This is a genomic window from Vibrio sp. AH4, assembly GCF_030710545.1.
Classification (GTDB): Bacteria; Pseudomonadota; Gammaproteobacteria; order Enterobacterales; family Vibrionaceae; genus Vibrio; species Vibrio metoecus.
In genome coordinates this window covers 570,146-595,933 of the sequence record NZ_JALAIV010000003.1, presented here as the reverse complement: position 1 = coordinate 595,933, position 25,788 = coordinate 570,146, and the positions used below count along the sequence as shown (strand labels likewise).

Here is a 25,788-nt window from a genome sequence, read left to right as displayed (position 1 = left end):
TCATTCACCTTTTGCTGTTACTGCTCGTGTAGCAACCACATCACCTTGTTCAAGGCCAGAAAGCACTTCAACGTAGTCGCCATAATTTTGCCCCAAACGTACTGGGTTAAGTGCACGTTGGCCGTTATTCACTCGGTACACGGCACTCAATTCGGCGCGGCGCAAAACGGCGCTGTTAGGAACCACTAAGACTTCTCGTTGACCATAATTGAATTCGGTTTTCACCCACATACCAGGGACAAGTGCGGCAGTTTTCTCCGGCAGCTCAAGCCGAGTCTTGAAGGTATGTGATTGCGGATCGGCATAGCTAAACAAACTAAATTCTGTTGGTTTGAGATGCTCACCTTGCGCGGTACGCACAGTAAATTGATCAACTTGAGAAACAAAAGGTTGATAGCGCTGAGGAATTTCCGTTTCCACTCGCAGTTCATCGAGCGAAAAACCACTAAGCAATGGCGTACCCGGTGCAACGGTTTCACCCAACTCCACCATGCGTTTGGTAACAATGCCATCATAAGGTGCGGTGATATTGGTGTACCCTAGCGACTCTTTGGCTTGCTCCACCGCCGCTTGCGCAGATTTCACTGCGGCATCCGCACTGCGCGCGCGCGCTTCGGCACTGTCCATTTGATCTTTAGAAATCGCCCCTTTGGGAAAAAGTTGGCGATAGCGGTTTAGCTGCGCTTGCGCTTCACGGTTTTGCGCATTGGCGCTCGCCAATTGAGCTTTAGCCGCATCAAGCGAAGCCGATTGTTGAACCGCACTGATTTCTAGCAGCACTTGGCCTTTCTTGACATAGTCATTGACATCAACATATAAGCCAACCACTCGTCCCGAGGTTTGCGCCGCTAAAGACCCCTGATTGACAGGTTGCACAACGCCATCTAATTCGACCACCTGCGAGATCGACTCTGTTTTCACGGTAAACAGTTCGTTACTGTCTTGATTTTGAGCATAGGCCGAACTGGCGAGCACCAGTGCGATACTCCAACTTAACGCTTTCATCCTCTTCCCTCGCAGATTCTACTTCCCCGCTTGTTGCCACACGGTATCGCGAACGCTTCAAGCGGGTCAGAGAGTGATTTCCTAGATACTGCCTAATAGACTAGTTGCATTAGGCAGTTTGTGTCTGAATTTCTTTACGATTTTTAATACAGATCAATAAATTAGTAACACCTAAGCCAAGCATCATTGCGGGGAAAAAGACCCATGCCCCTAAATTCCCTAACGCTAAGCTGGAAACAATCGGCCCCGGACAGATGCCAACCAATCCCCACCCCAAACCGAAGATCACAGATCCTGAGATCAAGCGACGATCAATCTTGGTGTTATTGGCCAAACAAAACACTTTAGCATTAACTGGCTTGGCTTTCGGTTTGATCAGCAAGAAATAAGCAGGCATGAAGACCACTAACGCGCCGCCCATCACAAACATCAAACTGGGATCCCAAGCTCCTGCCACATCCAGAAACCCGATCACTTTTGCGGGATCCGCCATGCCAGATACCACCATTCCTAAGCCAAATAACAGACCAGCGACGAGTGAAGTCACACGAAATAATACGTTATGCATACCAACCCACTTACATCAGATGAAGACGAACGAAAACCGTGACAGCAGCAACCACCATAAATACACAAGTCGCAACGATGGATCGCTTAGACAAGCGACCAATCCCGCAGATACCGTGTCCACTGGTGCAGCCATTCGCCAGTCGTGTACCCACGCCAACCAATAAACCTGCGGTCGCAAGCACAATACCACTTACACCAAAATCGGTCGGGACATGATGACCGAAGAGTCTTACGCCCATCACACCACCGGAAACCATGCCAACCACAAATAGCAGTCGCCATGCAAAATCCCGCGATTTCGGCGTCAGTAAGCCCGTCAAAATACCACTGATTCCGGCAATTTTTCCGTTCATCAGCAACATCAATGTCGCTGAAATCCCTAAAAGCATCCCTCCAATTAACGAGTCCCAAGGAACAGAAAACGTCATACTTTCCTCTACTTAATTATCGACAAAACACATTCTGTAAACTTTGAATCAACGCGGTGATTCGGCTGTCAGCTAGGCTATAGAAAACTTGTTGTGATTCTTTACGCGCCTGAATAATGCCGTGTTTACGCAGCACGGTAAGATGCTGAGAAAACGCAGACTGACTCAATGTTGAACCTTGTTGTAACTGCCCAACCCCCATCTCGCGATTGGTCAGTTGGCACAACACCATTAACCGTTCCGGATGAGCCATCACGCGCAGTAGCTCAGCAACTTCCACGGCATTACTCTTCATTTGTTCAATTTCAATGTGGTCATTGGCTTGCTTAGTCATGGCTTATCCTCTAACTAAAATTTAACGAGATCATACAAATATATTTATATTAGTCAATTCTTATTTAGCCACAATCAATTTAGATAAAATTACATTAGACACATCTAATTTAGAGGCGTATAGTTTTGAACAAACAACAACGGAGGTTACCAACATGACGATTGAAAACGGTGTAAGAGTATTAGCTGGCAGCATGATTCTGCTTTCAGTCATTCTCACTTGGTTTGTTCACCCTAATTTTCTGTGGCTAACAGTATTTGTGGGCGTAAACCTGATCCAAAGCGCATTCACAGGATTTTGTCCTGCCGTCTTCTTTCTTAAGAAACTAGGATTACGTTAACGACAGCCCAACACACTCTGTCTCATCGGGCTTGTGTGTTGGGATCTAGCAACTGATTTGGAGTAACTCATGACGAAAATAGTGATTATTGGTGGTGTTGCAGGTGGTGCATCCGCAGCGGCTCGTGCTCGTCGACTCAGCGAAGACGCTGAAATCATCATGTTTGAACGCGGCCCCTATGTCTCTTTTGCCAACTGTGGCTTGCCATATCACATCGGTGGTGACATCAAAGAACGCAGCAATTTGCTGCTGCAAACGCCAGAGAGTTTTTTAGCGCGTTTTAATGTGGATGTGCGCACCATGAATGAAGTGTTGCGCGTGAATCGTGCAGCAAAAACCATTACCGTACGTAATCTGCTCGACCAATCTGAGTATGATGAAAGCTATGATTTTCTTCTGCTTTCTCCTGGTGCTGGCCCAATCGTGCCACCTATCCCAGGGATTCAAAACCCACTGACTCATTCGCTGCGTAACATTCCAGATATGGATAAGATCATCCAAACGCTGCAAATGAATAAGCCCGAACATGCCACCGTGGTTGGCGGGGGGTTTATCGGGTTGGAAATGATGGAAGCCTTTCATCAACTGGGCATCAAAACCACGCTGATTGAAATGGCCGATCAAGTCATGACACCCGTCGATCGCGAAATGGCGGGCTTTGCTCACGCTGAAATTCGCGCTAAAGGTATCGACCTGCGTTTAGGCGTGGCTTTGAAATCGGTCGAATACAGACCCGCCGCCACGTTACCGAGCACGGAGTCGGGTGAATCCCTTGAGCATAAACACGTGGAAGGCGAACTGGATTTGGTGCTCAGTAATGGTGACACCCTAACTACTGACATTTTGATCATGGCGATTGGTGTACGCCCAGAAACCAAACTGGCTGCGGAAGCCGGTTTGCAGCTCGGTGAACTCGGTGGTATTTGGGTCAACGAGCAGATGCAAACCAGCGATCCAGCGATTTACGCGGTCGGTGATGCGGTTGAAGAGAAAGATTTTGTGACAGGTAAACAAACGCTGGTTCCACTGGCGGGACCTGCTAACCGTCAAGGTCGTATGGCCGCAGATAACATGCTTGGCCGCAACGAAAGCTACCAAGGCACACAAGGTACCGCGATTTGTAAGATCTTCGATTTGGCTGTAGCTTCGACCGGTAAAAACGAGAAGCAGCTAAAACGTGAAGGCATGGCTTACGAAAAAGTGTATGTGCATACCGCAAGCCATGCGAGCTACTATCCGGGGGCGGAAGTCGTCTCGTTCAAGATGTTGTTTGATCCACAAACAGGCAAAATCTTCGGCGCACAAGCCGTGGGTAAAGATGGCATCGATAAGCGTATCGATGTGATGGCAGTAGCACAGCGTGCGGGCATGACGGTTGAGCAGTTACAGCACCTTGAACTGACCTACGCTCCACCGTTTGGTAGCGCGAAAGATGTGATTAACCAAGCCGCCTTTGTCGCGACTAACCTAATGAAAGGCGATGCTAAAGCGATTCATTTTGATGAGATTGATAGCCTCACCGATGATCAAGTGTTGCTCGATGTGCGTAACCCGATGGAGTTACAAAACGTGGGTTACTTGCCCGGTGCAATCAACATTCCTGTTGACCAGTTGCGCCAACGCATGAATGAGCTGCCGAAAGACAAAGAGATTGTGATTTATTGCCAAGTAGGGTTACGCGGTAACGTAGCGTACCGTCAACTGGCCAATAACGGCTTTAAAGCACGCAATTTGATTGGTGGTTATCGTACTTATAAGTTCGCCAAAGCTTAAATCACCCTTTAAGATTCGGACAAAATATCCCTCAGCCAGTACCTCAATACTGGCTGATTTTTTTTATCCTCACCTCAGATCAACAAGATACTTCTGCGCCGCTTCTTTCCCCATGTATTTACCAAGCGTTTTTAGTGGTACTTGCTTTAGATTCACCACAATTAAACCATCCAACGCATCGTTGAACGCTGGGTCAACATTAAAGCAGACTAACTTACCATTCATGCCAAGGTATTGGCGCAATAGCACAGGCAACCCATTACCCTGCTCCATTCGTGCAATCACTTTTGAGAGCAAAGAGACACTGGCAAGTGCCGATAATAAGCTTTTTTGCCAGAACACTTCCGCCCCTGCCCGTAGTGGTGTCGACGGGTTAACCAATGCGGCTTTATTTTGATCATAGTGATGGATCGATAACGTCGCCGCCATCAATTGTCGAGCCGCAGGGCTGTAATCATTGCTGATACTGACTGGTCCGAACAAATGGGTATAACGCGGGTTCAGTTCTACGAAACGCGCAATACCTTTCCAGAGTAAAAGCAACGAGTTGAGATTGCGTTGATACTGTTCTGCCACCACTGAGCGTCCAAGCTCAATCGCATTATCTAAGGTCGCCAAAAATGCTTGGTCATACTGAAACAAACTACGCGAATAGAGGCCTTGTAACCCTTTTTCCGCCAAAATTCTATCCACAAGCCCCATGCGGTATGCACCCACTAGCTCGCTTTTATCTCGGTTCCAAACGAACAGTTGCCAATAATGTTGATCATACGTATCGACATCACAGGCATACCCACTGCCTTCACCCACCGCGCGGAAACTGATTTCACGCACACGACCAATCTCTTGCATCATGCGGGGAATGTGCGTTGAAGGTACGCAGTATACCGTGAATTCGCCCTGTTCTAGCAACGTCGCTTGCTGCTCTAATTGGGCTAGTTCTGCGACGAGATCAGCTTTGGATACAGGCTCAATCACCGGAGTAGCAAAAGTGACTTTTGCCAGTTCGGGTTGGCCATGCGGGCTCATCAAATAGGTGTTGAGCCGCAAGTAATTCACCACATCTTCATCTTGCGTGAACTCTTTCAGTTCTGAATAGGGAATCGGCTGACCAATACAGAGTGAAATGGTGCTCGCGCTTTTATTCAACAGCTCTCTACCTAGCATGGCGGTACGCAATAGAGGATGAATCTTTCCTGCGCGATAAAACCAAGGGCTATTACGACCATTGATGTAAATCGGCACACACGTCGCTTGGCTGCGCTGAATGAATTTCGCAACGGATTGACTCCAACGAATATCACTCAACTGCCCTGTTTCTTTCTGTGGTGTCGAAACTTCCCCAGCGGGAAATACGATCAATACGCCACCTTCAGTCAAATGACGGTGGGCTTCACGCATGCCTCGCGCATTGGTTTTACTCGCTTGCGCGCCATTAAACACATCCACGCCAATGAAGAGTGGATCGATTTCTGGCAGACGTTTGAGTAACTGGTTGGCAAGCACTTTCACATCTTTGCGTACCTGCCCAACCAGATCCGCAAGGATCACGCCTTCAATCGCCCCTAGTGGATGGTTAGCCACAATCACTACCGATCCCTGCTTAGGTATTTGCTCGATGCTGCCTCTATCGACTTGATACTGCACATTCAAAGCATCTAGGGTATAGCGCATGAACTCAAAGCCATCATGCGTTGTAGGGCGTTGTTGATAGTAACGTTCTAGCTTGCTTAAGCCTGTGGCTAACTCGACCCCTTTTTCTATCACTCCAAACGGGGTGTAGCGCGGCAAGCGAAATGGATGTGTTTGTACCATCAAATCCCCCCGAGAATGTTGCGTAGGCTACTGTTGACTGACCGCCAATCACGTAACGTGAGATACACACCGCACAGCCAAACTAAGCAAGCCATGATGAATAACAATCCACCATCCGTACCTATCATTTCCCCGACTTCATTGAATTCTGGCATCACCACACCTAGCGGAGTGAAAAGGTGGAAAAATATCGCGCCACTCATGATGCCAACACTCATGAGTGCCCCAACCCCATGCCAGCGAGTGAACAATAAAATTGAGGCAATCAACTCCGCACTACCAATCAGGTAAGCCCCCCAATCGCCAAACCAAGTGAACCCAGACCATCCACCTAAGGTTTTAAAAATAAACTGGGTTTCATAGGAGCCGGAGAATTTATAAAACAGCGATTGCACAAACACAAAGGCAATGAATATCGCGGGCAGAGTTTTACTGAGTCGAAGTTTCATGGTTTATTCCTTACCAATTAACGTTGGCCAGTTTTTATTGGCTTGTTCGATATGATGTGCGCGATCTTTATCCCATAATCCTTTGATTTTTTTGTCGTAGTTCAGGTATAGCTTACCGTCTTCAACCGCCCAATATTGCGGGTCCCCTGGAGCAAAATCATTCTTCTCAGACACCGCCCAAGCACAATATCCACCAAATTGCGGAGCGTACTTTTCAGGATCTGCCACGAAGGAATCAAGGTTTTGTTGAGAAGAGAAAAACCACTGCGCCCCTTTGTACTCGGTTTTAAATTGTGACAACCCTTTCACGGGTTTGTTTTCGGTGAAGTAGGCAACGGTATCGTAACCATCTAGCGCTTTATTACTGAAAATACCTGTGTAAATTTGATCTTGTGCGATAACCAAACTACTGAAAAAAAGCATGGCTAAGCCAATCCAATATTTCATTGTGAACTCCTTTACGATACAAGCGAAACCCGTTGTGGGAATTGATATTGCGGATGTTGCAATATCTGTTCTGCCAGTTGTGATGGGCGACCAGGGACATAACTCATCCCCAAATTCCCGCCACTGACATGGATATGAGTAAAACTCACTGTGTGAGCATCTTCCCGCTGCATCGCCACTGAAAGATGCGAAAATAGCGGATGTTGATGGCAATGGAAGGCCAGCAGCTTTTGTGGTGTCACACCTTTTGTGGTCATCGAATGATAAATCTGCGTGCGATAACGCTGTACCTCGGCCAACGCTACCCCTGAAGAGAAGAGTGGCGATGAGGTCGCACCATACACAAACTGCTCACCATCCCAAGCATAAGCAAACACATCACCTTGCTTCCGAGTGAGTAACGGATCGAAAGCGAGCAGAGTAAACGGCGCAAACTGAGCCAGATTCAAAGACGCAAAAGCCAAGGTCACCTGCTCAACATCAGATAGGCTTGCCAGCGATTTGAGTAATAACCCACGGCTGATCAATGGCCCGGCAGGTACTTTGCCCTGATAGTTATTGAGCAAGCAAAGTGATAATCCGAACTCATTCAGGCTGATCCAACTGCCTTGCCCTTGCGGATCCAACGGCATCAGTACAGACGTTTCCTGCAGCTCATACGGTTTAGGCGGTAATGCGAGAGCACGGCTTCGTTGCTCATCTCGATTAAAAAACACCTGATAGCCAGTATCGCTGAGATACCAAGTCACCGAGCACATTACGCGTTGCCTCGTAAGAAAGTTGCTGTCGCAGGGGCAATGCCAAACGCACTAGCGGTTTCGACATCAAGTAAGCTGGTCACCACTTTGGCCATCGCGAAATGGTGATTGGCATGCAAGGCTGCAAACGCCAATTCACGCTCTAAGGTGGAATGAAACGTACAGCTTTCGGTTTGTGATAGCGAAACCTCCGTCACCACATCAATCTCCAGCGTTGGAGGCATATTCTGTTCCGATTCCAGCCAAGCAATCAGACCATCGATTTCACTCAGGGCCACTTCTCGCGAAGATTCAACGGGATGACCGCGACGACGTTGGTTGTAATCCACCGTATTGGGAGCGGCTCGCAACGCGTGGAAAATATCTAACCAGTGGCGAAAATGTTGGCCAATACTGCTGCTGACATAAGGTTCAGCAATATAGGTGTAATGTTCATCTTGAATACCATTTAGAAAATCACGACCTTGTTCTAATGTCTCTAAGCAACCATGGATAGCAGCAGAGTAATGGTATGGTTGGGCTAAATTGGTCACAGCAAGCATAAAATCCCCTTTCCTATTTGTTTCTGGTTCAGCATGTTTGAACCGATATTTCTGATTCACGCTTTGAGTTAGTCGGTTTCTGGATAGTGGCGAATCAATTGTTTTTCTTCTTTCCATGCTCGCAATAAATCACGCAAGCTAGGGGGTTGATGGCCACGCTTTTTCTGTTCAGCACCAATGGCATACAAAATTCGGTACTGCTTGAGCAACATGGCAAAAATTTCATGCAATCGAGTTTCACGATCCCAAATGTGCGCGGCCTCGCTACTGGCTCCATTGACTTCTAAAATGGTGAACGCTTCACCACGCATCAGTGCATCAATATTGCTGAACTTCACATCCAACCGCCCGTAGTGAAAACCGGGGAAATCGTCGAATATCGCATCTAACTGATGTACTAAAGCAGGTGTGATATAGCGATTGCCATTACGGAAAATAGAACCTCGGCTATGGCTGCCCGCAAACGCCAATTGAAACTCTTCACCCACAGGAACTACCCAGTCCAGCTTGTCGGGGTGGCGTGGTAAATAGAGATGAGCAAGCTGCCCTGCACGTGGGCAAGCCAAAATCAGCTCACGCAAAGTACGCACCCCATCTCCCACTACGCTTGGGGCGTATTTCAGCGTCATCGAGATAATTTGCCCATGTGCATCACCCGGAAAGCGCACATAAAAGATCCCTGCTTCTGCACGATACGGCGCTTTTTGCTGCAAAAGGAAACGTGCATGGGGCGGGAATCGTCGAAGGTAATCACTCAACTGTGCTACGTTTTGAATCAGCTTTACTCCAACCCCACGACAACCTAAATCGGGTTTAGCCACCAGTGGAAAATTCAGCCCCGCTTCCTCTAAACGCTCTGTAATCATGTCTAGCTGATCCGAGGTGGGTAAATTATTCACCGTGCAAGTGATAAATGGCGAGATCCAACCACGAGCCTTCGCACCGGCTAAACTCAAAATATCGTGTTTAGACTCTCCCACCATCCCGCTCAAGCGAATTGAAGGATTCGCGACTAACGGCAACCGCCAGTCTCGGTAATAAAGGCCTTGCACCAAACTTTGCAACACGACCGGAGTGTAAAAAAACCAACTGGGCAAAAACTCAAAAGGCGAAATGACCCGATCAGTATCAGCCTCTAATAGAGGCATTCCGGCATTAACTTTGTGGTCCGCGATATAGGAGACAGAAGAGAAAGCTGTCATGCGATTTCCTTAATAACTTTGGCGCTTAATAAACGATTAAAACCGAGCAACAACACAACCAATAAACACAACCATCCCCAGCGGTATTCACTGGCCTGAAACCAAACTTGACTACCTAATTGATAAATGGTGAAAAAAATCAACACCGTCCACAGTGCGGTAGCCACTAACACCGCCGTTAAAAACAATCGCAAAGGCATGGCCACATAACCACTTAACGTAAAGCCCACCGTGCGTAATCCTGGAATAAAACGAATAACAAAAAGATTAATAAACGGTCTTTGTAATAAACGACGACGAACGAGTCGAAAGTAAGGATTGGTCAATAACCGATAGCGCACCGCTCGAAAATATCGGCAATAACGCCCGAGGTAATACAGTGCTACATCTCCCGTCGCAATTCCCACAAACACCGCCATTAGCGCCACCGGTAACGAAGTGATATGTTGGCTGGCCAGTCCCGCAGCGGTCACGATCGCGACATCCTCCAATAAATAAGAGAGCAAAACGATGCCAATAAATGCCCAAATTGGCGAATCACTGTGCACGCTTATCCATTGGCTTAGGGCTGCATCCATAAATCATTCCGTCATAACTATTCACTCTACTTATTACTCTAGACCGTAACTGACTAATTAAAATTTCATGACGTGATTAAATGTGCCAAACCATCTTGGTCAATCGAGCGAAAGAGGCTTGAGTCCTTTGCGCCACAATTGGTGGTAAAAGAAGCGATAAACGTGCGCAAAACAGCAATTTGTCGCTGTTGTATTGACATTTTGGGATAAGTTTTTAGCATGGCGTTTTTCACTCTAATGAGAATTTTCCATGTCTGAGACAAACCAAACCGAAACACCAAAAGTGGATCTCGAATCCATCTCTCCTGAACTACGTCAGGTTCTAGAGTTTGATCAGGTGCCTGAAGCAATGTTCCACATGGTGACTTCAATCCATGAAGTCTCTGAAGAAGTGGTTCGCGAAGCATGGGATTCACTGCCAGCGAGCGCGCAAAACATTCTGGATAACTTTGAACAGTTCCACGCGCTAATTTCAGTAAGCCAAGCCTTTGCTGGCCTGAATGTGATGGAAGAGTTCCCAACTCTGAACCTTCCTAAAGACATGAGCGAAGAAGACAAAGACGCGTACCGCGCTCAATTGCTTGATCAAGTGCTACACAACTGTGTGAAAGACATGGTTAAGCAGATCAAAAAAGCCCGTCGCGACCCAATTCTGAAGCGTGACTTCAAAGACGTGTTTGCTAAGTAAGTAAACCTAGCCCTCATGCACATTCGTGTTTGAAAGGCAAAAAGATAACTAAGGAGCGCCAAAGCGCTCCTTTCGTTTTTCTATCTTTCAGAGATTCACCTTGGTATTGAACTATCAAAAAAGCCCACTCAAAGAGTGGGCTGCGTAGCCAATATAGGGGGAGGCAGTTACGCTGTTACCTGAGCCGCTTGTTTGGTTTTTTCACGCATCGCAAGCAGGACAGTCAACGCAAAGGCGGCCACAAATGAGATCGCCATACCCATGATGTAGTAACCAATTTGCTGTGGATTAATCGAAATGATCCCTGGCAAACCAGCCGCGCCTAGCGCTTGGGCTTTTACATTGAATAATGTGATGAAAGCACTGGCTAAAGCCGCACCACAGATGGCAGCAATAAACGGATAACGCAATTTCAAATTCACGCCAAACATGGCAGGTTCAGTGATCCCCAGCAGCGCGGTCACACCCGAAGGAATCGCAACCCCTTTGAGTTTGGTCTCTTTCGTCATCACACCCACAGCTAAAGCCGCGGCGCCCTGCGCAATGTTAGACATCGCAGCGATAGGGAAAATAAAGGTGCCACCCGTGGTCACGATATCGGCAAGTAGCTGAGTTTCTATCGCAATAAAGCTATGGTGCATCCCAGTGATCACAAAAGGAGCATAGATAAAGCCAAACAGAGCGCCACCGACAAACCCTGCCGAGTCGTACAGCCAGTTCAGTGCATCTCCCAACATGAAGCCGACATCACGCGTTAACGGACCGACCACAGTAAAGGTCAGAAAACCCGTGATAAAAATCGCCAGCATGGGGGTAAGCAAGTTATCCAGTACGGACGGTACGATTTTGCGTAAGCCATTTTCAATTTTGGCCAGAATGTAAGCGGAAACCAGCACGGGCAATACCGAGCCTTGATAACCGACTTTTTCGATTTCAAAACCGAGAATATTCCAAGTTGGAACGGTGCCAGATACTGATGCACTGCCAAAACCCCAGCCGTTCAAGAGATCGGGATGCACCATCAGCATACCCAGCGCAGCGCCCAAAAAGGGGTTACCGCCAAACTTGCGCGAGGCAGAAAAAGCCAACAATACGGGTAAATAGACAAAAGGGGCATTCGCGAAGGTATTGATCATGCTCGCGAGATCAGCCAATCCCGGATTGGCATCAATCAAAGATTGGCCTTCAATAAACAGTCCCGGTGCAGTCAATACGTTGAACAGCCCCATCAATAAACCACCGGCCACAATCGCGGGGATGATAGGGACAAAAATATCGGACAATCCCTTTACTGCACGCTGTGCCCAATTCTGCTTTTCGGCACCCACGGAAGCGACATCATTGGTTGACATCTCAACCAAACCGGTCAATTTCGCCATCTCAGCATAGACTTGGTTGACAATGCCTGAGCCGAAAATGATTTGATACTGCCCTGCGACCTTAAATTGTCCTTTGACACCTTGCAGTGATTCAATGGCGCTCTCATTAATTTGCGTTTCATCGTTAAGCACTAAACGTAAACGAGTCGCGCAGTGCGCGAGTGCTTGGATATTACTTTTGCCACCCAAGCTCTCAAGAAGTTGTTTTGCTATGACTGGATAGTCCATAACTCACCCCGGTAGTTATCCCCTTTCAACTTGAAGTTGTATTACCTGCTGATCCAAGTCGTTGGGATGTTGTTGTGTAATTGAATGATTCGTTGGTTTCGACATTAATTTTGGGAACGTTTGCAAATCTGATTCTTGTCTGTTTCGAAGTGATGGTCAAAATCAACACAGTGAAAATGTGAATAGGATCGCCAAATTTCGTGAGGATAAACCTTAGAACGGGGTTAAAATCCGATCATTCGTTTGATTGCCGTACTGATTTCTGCAATCCATCCCAGTTTTTGAGCCTACAGGATACGTTATGGCCAGTTTGCATGATGTCGCCCGCTTAGCGGGTGTCTCTAAGTCCACCGTCTCACGCGTCATTAATGATGAATATGGCGTGAAAGAGTCTACAAAAATCAAAGTGTTAAAGGCAGTTGAGCAGTGTGGCTATATGGTCAATCAAGTTGCTAAAGACCTCAAATCACAAAAAACCAACTTAATTGGCGTGATTGTGCCGCGCGTCTCCTCTCACGCAACAGCGCAAGGCGTGGATGGACTTACCGCTATTTTTGAGCAAGCAGGTAAACATGTTTTACTGGCCAACACTCATCAAGTCCATGCAAAGGAAATTGAATATATTCAGATATTTAATCAAAAGCGTGTAGAAGGTATTGTGTTTTATGCCACTCACCTTGATCAGCCGCTGATTCATGCGATTCAACACTCGGCGGTACCTGTGGTTTTGGTTGGCCAAGATGGCTCTTTGTATAACATTCCCAGTATTGTGCATGACGATCACCGTGTCGGCTTCGAAGCAGGACAACGTTTAGTCAAAGCAGGCTGCAAACAGATCGGTTTCATTGGGGTACAAAGTGATGACATTGCGGTTGATGTGCTGCGTTCACAAGGCTTGCAGCAAGCTCTGGGGTTCCATCAACAAACGTTGCTGTTTCATGCGCGCGGTAATTTTTCAATAGAATCGGGCTACCAAATGGCAAAACAAGCCTACCTTGACTATCCACAGCTCGATGGCCTTTTCTGTGCCACCGACAGGCTAGCGGTTGGCGCCATTAAAGCCTTGCAAGAGCTTGGGGTTCACGTTGGACAGCAAGTCAAACTGCTCGGTGTCGGTAATGATGAGTTGGCTTATGTCAGCAATCCCCCACTCTCCACTTTTAACTATGCTTTTGATAAGGCAGGAGAAAATGCTGCGAAAATGCTATTAGAACGCATCGCCGGACGTGGACAAGAGATGAGCAAAGTGGTACTGACCTTCCAAAACATTCAACGTGAGACTTGCCCAGTCTAACCATGAAACACTTGCTTTACCGATTTTGCAGCGCTAAATTGAGAACGTTCCCGAATTTAGTGGTTAGGTAAGTCCATGTTATTAGATACGCTGCTCGAACTCGCGGGTGGAATAAACAATGTCACACGCATTTTAGCTCCACAGGGGCAAGTGGTTTTGGCACTGAAACATCCCCCGCATACTCCTCACCTTCCTGATGATGTGAGTTTGCAATCGGTACTCGGAGAGTGGCAACTCTCTGTCCAACGCACAGCTGAAGTGTCCGATCAGCAACTCGCCGCGATAGGTAAAGCGATTGCCGAGCGCCAAAAGCTTGAAACTCTCCCTTATCAAACAGCCTTAGACTGCCCTTATCGGCCACTGTGGCATATCTCACCACCACAGGGCTTACTCAACGACCCCAACGGCTTTATTTATCATCAAGGGGAATACCACCTCTTTTATCAATGGCATCCTTTCGCTTGCGAACACAAAGATAAATATTGGGTGCATCTCAAGAGCCTCGATTTAGTCCATTGGCAGTGGCAGTCGGTCGCCCTGACACCTTCGGATTGGTTTGATAGCCACGGGGTATTCTCAGGTCATGCGGTCAGCCATCAACAAGATTTATGGCTTTTCTATACCGGCAACACGCGCTTAGGTGCAGAACGCCAACGCCAAACCATGCAGTGCGCCGCGCGCATGAACGCCAATGGTGAGTTTGAAAAATTAGGGCCTGTGATTCGGTGTTTGCCTGAAGGCGTGACCGAACATATCCGCGATCCTAAAGTGATTTACACCCAAGGAAAGTGGCACATGTTACTTGGCGCGCAAACGCTCGCTCATCAAGGGCGGCTGGCGGTCTACCACTCAGATGACTTACTCCATTGGCATTTCGATAAGCTCTATGGCGATGAACTTGGCGATTACGGGTATATGTGGGAGTGTCCTGACTGGTTTGAACTGCAAGGTGAAGCGTTTTTTGTGTTCGGGCCACAAGGTATCGCATCGGCGAATCCTCATCACACCATTGAACATCAAAATCGGATCTTTCGAGCGACCCAGAATGCACAAGGCGAAATTGCGTTACTGCAGGGTTGGCCACTGGATGAAGGCTTTGATTTTTATGCCCCGCAAACTGCGCAAACCGCCGATGGACGACGAGTATTGTGTGGCTGGATGGGACTACCCGATGAAACGCAGCACCCAAGCTGCGACCAAGGCTGGATTCATCAACTGACCGCACTCCGTGAACTAGAGTGGCGTGAAGGTAAGATTTATCAGCGCCCATTGCGTGAACTCGACACACTGCGAAGTGAACCGCACACCTTGCTTTTGGGTGACAACGTCACTGAGTTAAGGACTAAGAGCTTTGATCTGCAAGTGACTCTGCCTTGGGGATGTGAGTTACGCTTGATGCAAAATGCGCAGTATCGCGTCACGCTAACGTTAGATGCAGAAAATCAACTATTACGCCTCGATCGCTTTGCGACTCAAATTCACCAAGGGGACACCATTCGGGAGCTGAAGCTCGATAGCCCAACGGTTGAGCTGCGCATTTTGGCTGATCAATCTTCATTAGAGATTTTCATCAATCAAGGCGAACATGTGATGACCAGCCGCATCTTTACCCCACAGGATGCTAGCGGTATTTCATTGCATGGCGCGAGCGTAGACGCAAAGCTGTACTACATGGCTCCCGCATCTGCGCCATTTAACCGAGAAGTGAATGTGCAGCCTTGAATAAACAACTTGGCGTGGCAGATATGCCGCTTCAAGTTGCAAGGGGGTATATCTCATAGAGATATAAGCCACTATCCCCAGAGTAAATATGGCCAGAGTCAATCTTCACTCTGGCCATATTTCATTCTAAAAAGGCATACAGCGCCGCTTGATTCGGAAGTGCGGTCATGGCTCCTTTCTGTGTGGTCGCTAAAGCGCCGCAGCCATTAGCCCATTTGACGGCATCTAAAATCGTGGCTTGGTTATGCCAATCTTGCGCCACGGATAATCGATAGAGCAAGCCGCCAACAAACGCATCTCCCGCACCCGTTGTATCAATCGGTTTGACTGCCTTGCCCGACACAATTTGCTGCGAGTTTGGCGTGACCACCAGCGCCCCTTTCGCGCCTAATGTCACGACAACAAGAGGGATCTGGAAATCAGCTATCGCCTGTAATCCTTCTTCAATCGACTGAGTCCCGGTTAGAAACTGTAATTCCTCCTCCGAAAACTTCACCACATCCGCCAAACCGACGGCACGCATGACAGTGGCCTGTAATTCTTGCGGCTCTGACCATACTTCTTCACGCAGATTAGGATCAAAGCTGACATATCCCCCCACCTCTTTCATTTGCGCAATTGCGGCAAAGGTCGAGCTGCGGCTCGGTTCATTGGCCAAAGCAATCGAACAGACATGCAGCCACTCCCCTTTTTGAAAAGAGGGAATATCACTGAGTTGCAGGAATTGATCCGCGCTCGGTTTCACCATAAAGGTAAAACTGCGCTCTCCATGCTCATCAAGGTCAACAACCACAGTGGAAGTGCGATGTACGGGGTCGAAATACAAGAGCTGGCAATCCACTTGCTCGGCAGTGAGTGTCTGTTGCATAAATCGGCCAAAGGGATCGTTCCCGACTCGACCAAAAAAAGCACTGCGACCGGATAAACGGGCGATCGCGACGGCAACATTAGCGGGTGCGCCACCCGGACACTTTAAATAATGCTGCGGCCCATCTGGGATCAGATCGACCACCGCATCGCCTGTCAGCCATACTCTTGACATAGAATCACTCCTCAAAATGTGGTTTGAGCTGAGTCTAACCAAAGCCTTCAAGAGGGAAAACTGCCACATTCGAGTTCAGGTCAGGAATTGCTCATTTCTGTGAGCTTAAATAGATATTGTGATCTCTATAGTAAGTTTCTCTTTACTTTTTTCGGGAACGTTACCTATTAGAAAAGTCATCACGTCTCATCTCATACTCAAACGGATTGGTGCAGCAGCCACACACATGGGCCTCCAGTAAAAATGGAATATTCGAGCGCTCATTACACCCATTTTCCTCGTTCATTTATGATCAAGATCAAAATTCATAGTAGAAATATTGCGCATTCCTATGTTTTAATGCTTTCATACGAACATTAAAGAACAAAAACGAAAACAATTAAGCGCGGAGATAGAAAATGAACGCTCGCTCAACACGTTTTACCCAAGATGAAGTGCTCGATTTGATTATTGTTGGCGGTGGCATTAATGGCGCTGGCATTGCCGCAGATGCAACAGGGCGAGGATTAAAAGTTGGCTTATACGATGCCAAAGATTTTGCCAGCGCAACCTCTTCTGCCAGCTCAAAGCTGGTGCACGGTGGTTTGCGCTATTTAGAACATTATGAATTTCGCTTAGTCAGTGAAGCACTGGCGGAACGCGAAGTGCTTTTGAAAAAAGCACCGCACATCGTAACGCCGATGCGTTTTCGTTTGCCACATCGTCCTTTCTTACGCCCAGCATGGATGATCCGCGCCGGTCTGTTTCTTTATGACAATTTGGGCAAACGCACATCCCTACCCGCAAGCCACAAAGTCACATTAAAAGCTGGCTCCGTGACTAAACCTGAAATGCAAATCGGTTTTGAGTATTCCGATTGCTGGGTTGATGATGCTCGTTTAGTGATCCTCAACGCCATGCAAGCTCAAGAACAAGGTGCAGAAGTGTTGAACTACTGCACCGTCGAAAAAGCTGAGCGTATCGGCGATTTATGGCATGTCACTTTGCTTGATGGACAAACTCAACAACGCTTTGAACGCCGTAGTCATGCACTTGTGAATGCTGCTGGCCCTTGGGTAAAGCAGTTTTTAAACGAGAATGCTCACGTCAGCTCCCCTTACGGCATTCGTTTAATCCAAGGCTCACACATTATCGTGCCGCGTATTCACGATGAGCCGCAGGCGTATATTCTGCAAAATGAAGATAAGCGCATTGTGTTTGTCATTCCTTATCTCGATCGCTATTCGATGATTGGTACAACCGATGTCGAATACAAAGGCGACCCAAGAAAAGTGGCAATCACGGATGCTGAACGTGACTATTTGATTTCGATTGTGAACAAGCATTTCATGCGCGAAATCACCCGCTCAGACATCATTGCTGAATTCAGTGGTGTACGCCCACTGTGTGATGACGAATCGAACTCGCCACAGGCCATTACTCGTGACTATACACTGTCTCTGGATCAACAAGCTGATGAAGCGCCGCTGCTGTCCATTTTCGGCGGTAAACTGACAACCTATCGCAAACTGGGGGAAGCGGCGATGAAACACCTCGCCCCTTTCTTCCCGAACATGAAAGCACCTTGGACGGCAACAGCACCACTACCAGGGGGGGAGAACTTCGATTACACCAGCCTAAAAAAACAACTGGTTGTCGCTTTTCCTTTTATTGCCGAATCGTTACTTGATCGTTGGTTACGCAGCTATGGCAACCGTACCTCACAATTACTGGCTGGAGTGACGGGTATTGAGGATTTAGGCATAGCCTTCAGTGGTGAACTTTATCAAAGAGAAGTGGATTATCTTTGGGATAACGAGTTTGCCCGCCATGCGCAAGATATTTTCTGGCGCAGGACTAAACTTGGTTTAAATCACGATACAAGCGTAGTGGCAGAAGTTGAAGCCTATTTACAACAAAAGATACACGCAACTCACTCTTCAAAAGCGACAGCCTAAAATAGAAATGGCCACATAATGTGGCCATTTAGTGCTTCTGTTTGTGTTGAGGTTTATCTCATCTTCGATGACAAATCACTTTAATTAGAAGAAAGGATAAATCGAACTTCTACTCGGCGATTACAAGCACGCCCCTTTTTGGTGTTGTTGGTACACGCAGGTACATGTTCACCGTAACCGCGAGTATAAATAGCATTCTGCGCAACTTGCCGTTGCACCAGAGCAGACTTCACTGAAGTGGCACGTTTTTCCGATAATTTATCATTAAATTTCTGGGTCCCGGTGTTGTCGGTATGCCCTTCTAACACAATATCGACACCCGACTCTCCGGCTAAAAATTGCGCCATTTTATCGAGCCATTGCTTTGAAGAGGCACTGACTTTGGCTGAACCAGTCTCAAATTTAATGGTGTTTTTGAGTTTGATCATCGGGTAATCACCAGGCATGACTTCATGCTCAATACCGTTACTTACGAGATATTGGCGTAACTGTTCGTAACTTGAAGATCTCGCCTGCATTTTTGGCGTTTGAGCAACACTCACACTCTGTTGTGGCGCATTGCCCCATTCTGGATAACGTACATCGAAGTCTCCTTTCGGGGCGACATCGAGCATACTGTCGTTAAACATGCGATCCGTCGCCAACGAACCACACCCGGTTAGAACAAATGCAATGCACAAAAACCAGACTTTCATTTTCAACACTCAGCCATTGAACTCTATTCAGTTATCGGCATTTTTTGAAAAACTTTATCGCTCATCAACAACAATTTACAAATGGCTTGCTTGCCATCACACAATCCCTCGTTAGAATGTCAGCCATTCATTACTCCCTGATGGCCTTGTGGTCAGGCGCTTTCATTCTCAAATAGCGTTGATGGGAAAGACATTTGTTAAAGGACACTACACGCTTTATGTCTAAAATTATTATTCCCTTAGTGGTTGCTTTACTCGCTGGCTTTATGATTTATCGTACTTGGACTAACCATAAAGCCGCCGATGCCAACTTTTCTGCTGGCCAACAGTTTCTCGCTGAAAATGGTCAACGTGAAAATGTGATTACGACCGATAGCGGTTTGCAATATGAGGTGTTGCAAGCAGGCACTGGCACTGAACACCCAGGCCCGAAAAGCCGAGTGAAAGTACATTATCATGGTGAATTACTGGATGGGACCTTGTTCGATAGTTCGGTCGAGCGTGGTGAACCTATCAGTTTCGGTCTCAATCAAGTCATCAAAGGCTGGCAAGAAGGTGTACAACTTATGGTGGTGGGTGAAAAAACACGCTTCTATATTCCCAGTAACCTAGGCTATGGAAAAAGTGGTACAGGCCCGATCCCACCTTCTGCCGTACTGATCTTTGAAGTCGAACTACTCGCTATCGAATAAGTGACAACAGGGTTTCGATCTGACAATAAAAAAGCTGCCTCGGCAGCTTTTTTATTTACGCCGCACAAGGATAAAAGGCTAATCCCTGCTGCGTCACCAATACACAATCCATGCCTCCAGCGTGTGCGGCTTGTAACCCCAATTGAGTATCCTCAAAAACCAGACATCGCTTGGGTTGCAGCTCCAGTTGCTCGCACGCCATTAAAAAAGTTTCTGGGTGTGGTTTGTGTTCCGTCACATCGCTTGCCGTCACCACCGCATCAAATTTATCCAGCACTTGTGCTGTGTCCAATAAACGTAAAGCACTGTCACGTTGGCTACCCGTTCCAATCGCCATTTTCTTTTTGCCCTGCCATTCGCACAGCAGCGCATATGTTGCGGGGATCACCTCGGCTTGCATCCCAATACTCGCAAACCGATCCATCTTGTAACCCGCCACGAGCTCCGGATTGAGGGTTAATCCTAATTTTTTGTTGATATGCATCGTAATTTTGGTGCTCGGCATGCCACCTAAGCCGTGTAGCCATTGTTCATCAAATGGAAAACCAAAATGCTCTGCGGCTTCTTTCCAAGCCGCTAAATGAGCGGGCATGGTATCGAGCAGCGTTCCATCCATGTCAAAAATAAATCCGTCATAACAATCAAAGTCGATTTCGAACACATCATCACCCGTTTTTTGTAATAAATTTGTCATTAATATTTAATATAAAGCCGAAAGCCATGAACGACACTAGTATTGATAGTTTCATTATTCTCAGTACACTGCTGAACGGTTTGCACCAAGACACCTATCAACGCTTATTGGTTGTCTATTGAGCAAGAATAATAAGTAGGTAACACCATGAATATTAGAAATAAGCTTTACACTTTGGGCATCATAGCCATTTTAGGATCCATCGCAATTTTCTTTACTACCTCACAATTTGCCCGCACCAACGATGAACTCAATCGAGCCATCAACCAAGTTGATAAACTGGAAGTAAGACTTCTCAATTTAAGACGCAACGAAAAAGACTTTCTGCTACGTAGCGATGCTAAATATCTGGATACCTTCCAAAAAAATAGCGATCTCTTCCTTAGCTTACAAGCTGAACTTGATGCGATCATGCTCAAATACAAACTCGGTGATTCCAATGCGCTGCGCACTGACTTGCTGCAATATAAACAAGGTTTTGAACAATTGGTTAAGGCTTACCAAACTCTCGGTTTAGATCAAGAAAGCGGTTTGCTGAAAAATTACTATCAAGCGCTTAATCAAGCCAAACAACAAGCGACTGCCGAAGAGTTATTAGCCCTTACTGATTTTCATCAGCAAACGTTGGCGGGTTCCGTAAATTCGACAGCGCTGGGTCAATATACGCAACTGATTACCGCAGCGCAGGCGGTAGTGGCTCAAGAGAAAGTGATCGGTTTGAAATATAACGAAGGCTTACTCGGTAGTACTCGAGCCCAATCTCATGATGTAGAAGAGATGTTTAAAACCTTTTCAGAAACGATCACCAAAGCAGTCGCTGAAAAGCAGCAAAGCATGAATAACATTAAGCTAGCGATCACCATTGCCGTTGTATTGGTGATTTTATTGGTGATTTTCCAGATCAGCCGCTCCATCAACTTACGCGTCAGCCAATTATTGTTGGTGATCCAGCGTATTGCACAATCGAATGACATCTCATTGCGGGCCGAGATTAAAGGGCAAGATGAGATCACCTCTGTCGCTCGTTACTTCAACGGCTTACTGGATAAATTCGAAGAATTGATCAGCGGATCACAAAGCAAATCCCACCAACTGTATACCAGCACCTCCAGCATGCATAACGAGTTGGAAGGCGTGATCGAACAATTCAATGTGCAGTCTGAACACATGGCATTAATGGCCACTTCAGTGCAACAAATGGTTTCCACAATCAGCGAAATTTCAGAAAGTACTAACGTAGCGGTAGAGGGCGTAAACCAAGCCGCGCGTAACGCAGAACATGGTCGTAGTGTGGTGGTTAGCACCGTGAAAAATATCGACCTCCTTTCTTCAACCTTGCAAAAAAGCCAACACTCCATTGGTTCACTTAACGCATTTGTTGAAAAAATTGGCGGCGCAGTCAGCATCATTCAAGGCATTGCTGAGCAAACGAACCTTTTGGCACTCAACGCCGCCATCGAAGCGGCTCGCGCAGGAGAGCAAGGACGTGGATTTGCAGTGGTTGCCGATGAAGTCCGTTCATTAGCCACTCGTACGCACCAATCGACAGAAGAAATTACCCGTGTTGTTTCAAACATTCAGTCACAAATGAGCCAAGTGGTGGATGATATTGACCTGTGCAACAACCAAGGACAAGCCACTCTCACCGCATCCACTCAACTTGACGAGAGCTTGCAGCAGATCCTGCGAGATATGAACACCATTCAAGACAATTCCCAGCGCATTGCCGCCGCCATTGAAGAGCAAGGCAGCGTAATGAATCATGTCAGTGAATCCATTACGGAACTCAATACTATTTCCGATAACAACATGCGTTCAGCACAACAATGCCTAACTGAAGTCGATACGGTATCTCGCCAAGCTCATGCTATGGATGAAGCGGTCGCGGAATTTCGCACCAACCGCCGTCACTAACCAACACGGGTTAACGGCCCATAAGTAAAGGCTCCTCACGGAGCCTTTACTCTTTTTGAAACACTCAACTAATAGATGATTAAGATTCACTCACCACATCTAGCACATCGCCACAAAACCACTTATTCACAACACAAATAACTAAAAATATACAGCAACACATTATTAACCAATAAAAAACAAGCGATTATCAAGAATTAATCACCAATAATAATTGATATATTTATTGCTTTAGATCATGCAAAGTGCAAGTTGAACTCGTGCTACAAATTAATTTTCAGTAAATTCCTGACATACATTTTACAGTTTGACATAAACGGACATTTTTGGAGATTGCTATGCTTGAGCTTCTGATTGGCTTAGTCGTAACCTTTGCGGTTGGCTATTTCATCGTTAAGGGCTATAAGCCTGCGGGTATCCTACTCACCGCAGGGATTTTGCTACTGATTTTAACGGGTATTTTGGGTCACAAGGTACTCCCCGGAAAAATGGACACCACCGGTAACCTACTCACTGACTCAATGGAGTATGTGAAATTCATGCTGCAAAACCGTGGTGGTGGCTTAGGTATGCAGATCATGTTGCTGTGTGGTTTCGCCTCTTACATGACCCACATCGGTGCCAACAATGTGGTGGTTAAACAGTTTTCTAAACCACTTTCTTTTATTAAATCGCCATACGTTTTACTCGTGGCGGCGTACATTGTGGCGTGCTTAATGTCATTGGCCGTGAGCTCTGCAACGGGTCTCGGTGTTTTGCTAATGGCAACCTTGTTCCCAATGATGACCGCGATGGGCATTTCTCGCCCTGCCGCCGTGGCGGTGTGTGCTTCACCAGCTGCTATTATTTTGTCACCCACCTCAGGTGACGTCGTCATCGCGGCTGAAAAATCAGGTCTACCACTGCACGTATTTGCGGTTGAAACTGTATTGCCTGTTTCTATTTGCGCGATCCTTGTAATGGCCGCCGCCGCCTACTTCTGGAACAAATATCTCGACAAAAAAGACAATACACCGATGGAGAAAGTGGACCTTTCTGAAATGGAAGTGAAAGCCCCAGCGTATTACGCCATTCTGCCTTTCCTGCCTATCATTGGCGTGTTTGTTTTCAACGGTGAAACACTACCTGGCATTACGCTAGACATCTACACTATCGTGGTTCTTTCGATCTTTATTGGTGTGGTGGTGGATTACATCACCAAGCGCTTTAACGGTAAGAAAACCTTGGAAGATCTTGAAGCCTGCTACGAAGGTATGGCGGATGCGTTCAAAGGCGTGGTCATGCTGTTAGTTGCCGCCGGTGTTTTTGCACAAGGTTTGATGTCGATCGGCGCGATCGATAACCTACTGCATTTAGCGGAAGTTGCCGGTGCAGGCGGTATTGCCCTGATGTTAATCCTAACGGGCTTAACGGTAGCCGCAGCAATTGCGACTGGCTCTGGTAACGCACCTTTCTATGCGTTTGTGGAACTCGCGCCATCATTGGCAGCCAAAATGGGATTAAGTCCGGCGTTCTTGATTATCCCAATGCTGCAAGCCTCAAACCTTGGTCGCACCATTTCTCCGGTTTCAGGTGTGGTCGTTGCAACGGCTGGTATGGGTAAAATCAGCCCATTTGAAGTGGTAAAACGCACTTCGGTGCCAGTTCTTCTGGGTCTTATCACGGTCATCATCGGCACCATGGTACTGGTACCTATGCACGCTTAATTGTGTGTGTAATGAGCAAAACTCAAAAGGGCGTGAATTTCACGCCCTTTCTTTTTCAGTCTAAACGACTTGAGTATGAGATACTCGGCTTTTCTTATGGCCTCTGTTCGATCACTCACAAGGCGGCGCAAGATGGATCAGCGCCAAACCTCCTAACGAAGTTTCGCGGTATTTTTTATTCATATCTTTTCCGGTTTGATACATAGTCTCGATGACCTTATCGAGTGAAATCAAACACTTACTAGTACGTTTGAGTGCCATACGTGAAGCGTTAATGGCTTTCATCGCCCCCATCGCGTTACGTTCAATACAGGGAACTTGTACCAATCCCCCGATGGGGTCGCAGGTCATACCCAGTGAGTGTTCCATTGCAATTTCTGCCGCCATGCAGATTTGCTCATTACTACCACCACGCAAAGCCGTTAAGCCTGCGGCGGCCATCGAGGACGAGACACCAACCTCGCCCTGACACCCCACCTCAGCACCGGAAATGGAGGCATTGGTTTTGTATAAAATGCCTATCGCACCTGAAACCGCGATAAAATCCTTAAGCTGTTTGGTATCGAGCGCCTTGATAAAACGGTGGTAATACATCAAAACCGCAGGGATCACGCCCGCGGCCCCATTGGTGGGTGACGTCACCACTTGTCCACCAGCGGCATTTTCTTCACTGACTGCAAAAGCAAAGAGGTTAATCCAGTCCATCACTTCCATCGGATCATTTTCAATCGCCGCATTCGCTTCCAGCTTTTTGAGCAAACTCGGTGCACGGCGAGTCACATTCAACCCGCCCTCTAAAATACCTTCGGTGGCAAAACCACGTTCCATACATTGGCTCATCACTTGCCATATTTGATCGGCTTTGGCATCAATCACCGCCATGTCTTGAAATGCCAACTCATTACGCAGAATCATTCCGCCTAAACTCAAACCATGTTTTTCAGCTTGGTGCAGCATTTCATCTGCGCTTCGGAAAGGGTAAGTGACGGAAACATCGGCACTGGCGGTGCCATTTTTCAGTTGTTCCTCGGTGGCAACAAACCCGCCACCAACAGAGTAATAGGTTTCAAAATCAATCTGCTGTCCTTGTGCATCAAATGCACTCAGCGTCATACCATTTTCATGCAGCGGCAGATTATCTTGATGAAAGAGGAGGTTTTGATGGTAATCAAAAAGAATCTCATGTTGACCATTGAGACGCAGATTACCCGTTTGCAACGCTTCACGCAGAGTCTGGTTGGCTTCACTAATCTTGATGGTGGCTGGTTGATTACCCATTAAGCCAAGCAAGGTAGCACGATCAGTATGATGGCCTTTGCCAGTGAGTGATAACGAGCCATACAGATCGACCTGTATGCGAGCAACCTGATTGAGTTGTGGCAATAACTGCTGCACAAAGCGGTAACCTGCAATCATCGGCCCATTGGTATGCGAGCTGGAAGGGCCAACCCCAATTTTGTAGATATCAAAGATTGAGAGCATCACTTTCCCCTTAATGCGTAAGAGTTCAAGCTATCTTATCAACCAGTATATACCTTCTCGCCTAAATGCGGCTG

General features: G+C 47.1%; 25 protein-coding genes. 9 read left to right on the top strand and 16 right to left on the bottom strand.

Going from position 1 to position 25,788, the window contains the following annotated elements; all coding sequences use genetic code 11:
- From MKA69_RS15725 to MKA69_RS15710, 4 genes are all read right to left on the bottom strand, one after another.
- Complete coding sequence (locus MKA69_RS15725; protein WP_000646056.1) at positions 1-1,005, bottom strand: efflux RND transporter periplasmic adaptor subunit; 1,005 nt, start codon at positions 1,003-1,005, stop codon at positions 1-3.
- Positions 1,006-1,114: 109 nt separating this feature from the next.
- Positions 1,115-1,573, bottom strand: a complete 459-nt coding sequence (locus MKA69_RS15720) for a YeeE/YedE family protein (protein ID WP_055033627.1) — start codon at positions 1,571-1,573, stop codon at positions 1,115-1,117.
- Positions 1,574-1,583: 10 nt separating this feature from the next.
- Positions 1,584-2,003: a YeeE/YedE family protein gene (locus tag MKA69_RS15715; RefSeq protein WP_305848449.1), complete on the bottom strand. Its 420-nt coding sequence runs from the start codon at positions 2,001-2,003 to the stop codon at positions 1,584-1,586.
- Positions 2,004-2,019: 16 nt separating this feature from the next.
- A complete protein-coding gene (locus MKA69_RS15710) occupies positions 2,020-2,337 on the bottom strand; it encodes a metalloregulator ArsR/SmtB family transcription factor (protein WP_000165908.1) in 318 nt (105 codons plus the stop codon).
- Between the two features lie 154 nt (positions 2,338-2,491).
- Here MKA69_RS15710 and MKA69_RS15705 point away from each other — a divergent pair, with 154 nt between their 5' ends.
- Complete coding sequence (locus tag MKA69_RS15705; protein WP_000151361.1) at positions 2,492-2,677, top strand: DUF2892 domain-containing protein; 186 nt, start codon at positions 2,492-2,494, stop codon at positions 2,675-2,677.
- A 69-nt stretch (positions 2,678-2,746) separates the two neighbouring features.
- Positions 2,747-4,450 (top strand): FAD-dependent oxidoreductase, encoded by a 1,704-nt coding sequence (locus tag MKA69_RS15700; protein WP_305848448.1) that lies wholly within the window; start codon positions 2,747-2,749, stop codon positions 4,448-4,450.
- A gap of 69 nt (positions 4,451-4,519) precedes the next feature.
- Here MKA69_RS15700 and MKA69_RS15695 read toward each other — a convergent pair whose 3' ends face one another.
- The 7 genes from MKA69_RS15695 to MKA69_RS15665 form a co-directional block, all read right to left on the bottom strand.
- Positions 4,520-6,265 carry a lysophospholipid acyltransferase family protein gene (locus MKA69_RS15695; protein ID WP_305848447.1) on the bottom strand — a complete coding sequence of 582 codons (1,746 nt, stop codon included), beginning with the start codon at positions 6,263-6,265 and terminating at the stop codon, positions 4,520-4,522.
- On the bottom strand, positions 6,265-6,714 hold the full coding sequence (locus tag MKA69_RS15690) for a hypothetical protein (protein WP_000776796.1): 450 nt from the start codon (positions 6,712-6,714) through the stop codon (positions 6,265-6,267). Before MKA69_RS15690 ends, MKA69_RS15695 begins: the two co-directional genes overlap by 1 nt.
- Before the next feature lie 3 nt (positions 6,715-6,717).
- Positions 6,718-7,161, bottom strand: a complete 444-nt coding sequence (locus MKA69_RS15685) for a YHS domain-containing (seleno)protein (protein ID WP_000878547.1) — start codon at positions 7,159-7,161, stop codon at positions 6,718-6,720.
- An 11-nt stretch (positions 7,162-7,172) separates the two neighbouring features.
- Positions 7,173-7,919 carry an NRDE family protein gene (locus tag MKA69_RS15680; protein ID WP_000337296.1) on the bottom strand — a complete coding sequence of 249 codons (747 nt, stop codon included), beginning with the start codon at positions 7,917-7,919 and terminating at the stop codon, positions 7,173-7,175.
- Positions 7,919-8,461 (bottom strand): hypothetical protein, encoded by a 543-nt coding sequence (locus tag MKA69_RS15675; protein WP_000881779.1) that lies wholly within the window; start codon positions 8,459-8,461, stop codon positions 7,919-7,921. The genes MKA69_RS15680 and MKA69_RS15675 overlap by 1 nt, the downstream gene beginning before the upstream one ends.
- 68 nt (positions 8,462-8,529) lie before the next feature.
- Entirely contained in the window at positions 8,530-9,663 is a 1,134-nt protein-coding gene (locus tag MKA69_RS15670; protein WP_055035237.1) for a hypothetical protein, read from the bottom strand.
- Positions 9,660-10,241, bottom strand: a complete 582-nt coding sequence (locus tag MKA69_RS15665) for a DedA family protein (protein WP_055065209.1) — start codon at positions 10,239-10,241, stop codon at positions 9,660-9,662. The genes MKA69_RS15670 and MKA69_RS15665 overlap by 4 nt, the downstream gene beginning before the upstream one ends.
- Positions 10,242-10,491: 250 nt before the next feature.
- On the opposite strand from MKA69_RS15665, the gene MKA69_RS15660 reads away from it, so the two are divergent.
- A complete protein-coding gene (locus tag MKA69_RS15660; protein WP_000005280.1) occupies positions 10,492-10,929 on the top strand; it encodes a DUF3069 domain-containing protein in 438 nt (145 codons plus the stop codon).
- Between the two features lie 167 nt (positions 10,930-11,096).
- Here the strand turns inward: MKA69_RS15660 and MKA69_RS15655 are convergent, their stop codons facing one another.
- Complete coding sequence (locus MKA69_RS15655) at positions 11,097-12,536, bottom strand: sucrose-specific PTS transporter subunit IIBC (RefSeq protein ID WP_095477318.1); 1,440 nt, start codon at positions 12,534-12,536, stop codon at positions 11,097-11,099.
- Positions 12,537-12,837: 301 nt separating this feature from the next.
- On the opposite strand from MKA69_RS15655, the gene MKA69_RS15650 reads away from it, so the two are divergent.
- Together MKA69_RS15650 and MKA69_RS15645 are read left to right on the top strand one after the other, a co-directional pair.
- Entirely contained in the window at positions 12,838-13,830 is a 993-nt protein-coding gene (locus tag MKA69_RS15650; protein WP_000157568.1) for a LacI family DNA-binding transcriptional regulator, read from the top strand.
- Positions 13,831-13,905: 75 nt separating this feature from the next.
- A complete protein-coding gene (locus MKA69_RS15645) occupies positions 13,906-15,552 on the top strand; it encodes a glycoside hydrolase family 32 protein (protein WP_305848446.1) in 1,647 nt (548 codons plus the stop codon).
- A gap of 121 nt (positions 15,553-15,673) precedes the next feature.
- On the opposite strand, the gene MKA69_RS15640 is transcribed toward MKA69_RS15645, so the two are convergent.
- Positions 15,674-16,594: an aminoimidazole riboside kinase gene (locus tag MKA69_RS15640; protein WP_305848445.1), complete on the bottom strand. Its 921-nt coding sequence runs from the start codon at positions 16,592-16,594 to the stop codon at positions 15,674-15,676.
- A 398-nt stretch (positions 16,595-16,992) separates the two neighbouring features.
- On the opposite strand from MKA69_RS15640, the gene glpD reads away from it, so the two are divergent.
- Positions 16,993-18,531, top strand: coding sequence for a glycerol-3-phosphate dehydrogenase (gene glpD / locus MKA69_RS15635; protein WP_305848444.1), 1,539 nt, complete (start codon positions 16,993-16,995; stop codon positions 18,529-18,531).
- Between the two features lie 80 nt (positions 18,532-18,611).
- Here the strand turns inward: glpD and MKA69_RS15630 are convergent, their stop codons facing one another.
- A complete protein-coding gene (locus MKA69_RS15630; RefSeq protein WP_305848443.1) occupies positions 18,612-19,226 on the bottom strand; it encodes an OmpA family protein in 615 nt (204 codons plus the stop codon).
- Between the two features lie 218 nt (positions 19,227-19,444).
- Between MKA69_RS15630 and MKA69_RS15625 the strand changes: the two genes are divergently transcribed.
- The gene (locus MKA69_RS15625; RefSeq protein ID WP_305848442.1) at positions 19,445-19,918 is read left to right on the top strand and encodes an FKBP-type peptidyl-prolyl cis-trans isomerase; all 474 of its coding nucleotides are present in this window, start codon (positions 19,445-19,447) and stop codon (positions 19,916-19,918) included.
- A gap of 55 nt (positions 19,919-19,973) precedes the next feature.
- Here the strand turns inward: MKA69_RS15625 and MKA69_RS15620 are convergent, their stop codons facing one another.
- Positions 19,974-20,612, bottom strand: a complete 639-nt coding sequence (locus MKA69_RS15620) for a beta-phosphoglucomutase family hydrolase (protein ID WP_305848441.1) — start codon at positions 20,610-20,612, stop codon at positions 19,974-19,976.
- 147 nt (positions 20,613-20,759) lie between these two features.
- Here MKA69_RS15620 and MKA69_RS15615 point away from each other — a divergent pair, with 147 nt between their 5' ends.
- Both MKA69_RS15615 and dcuC read left to right on the top strand, forming a co-directional pair.
- Positions 20,760-22,526 carry a methyl-accepting chemotaxis protein gene (locus tag MKA69_RS15615; RefSeq protein WP_095468944.1) on the top strand — a complete coding sequence of 589 codons (1,767 nt, stop codon included), beginning with the start codon at positions 20,760-20,762 and terminating at the stop codon, positions 22,524-22,526.
- Positions 22,527-22,864: 338 nt separating this feature from the next.
- A complete protein-coding gene (gene dcuC / locus MKA69_RS15610; RefSeq protein ID WP_000891419.1) occupies positions 22,865-24,232 on the top strand; it encodes an anaerobic C4-dicarboxylate transporter DcuC in 1,368 nt (455 codons plus the stop codon).
- 111 nt (positions 24,233-24,343) lie between these two features.
- Here dcuC and MKA69_RS15605 read toward each other — a convergent pair whose 3' ends face one another.
- Positions 24,344-25,714, bottom strand: coding sequence for an L-serine ammonia-lyase (locus tag MKA69_RS15605; protein ID WP_305848440.1), 1,371 nt, complete (start codon positions 25,712-25,714; stop codon positions 24,344-24,346).
- Positions 25,715-25,788: the final 74 nt, after the last annotated feature.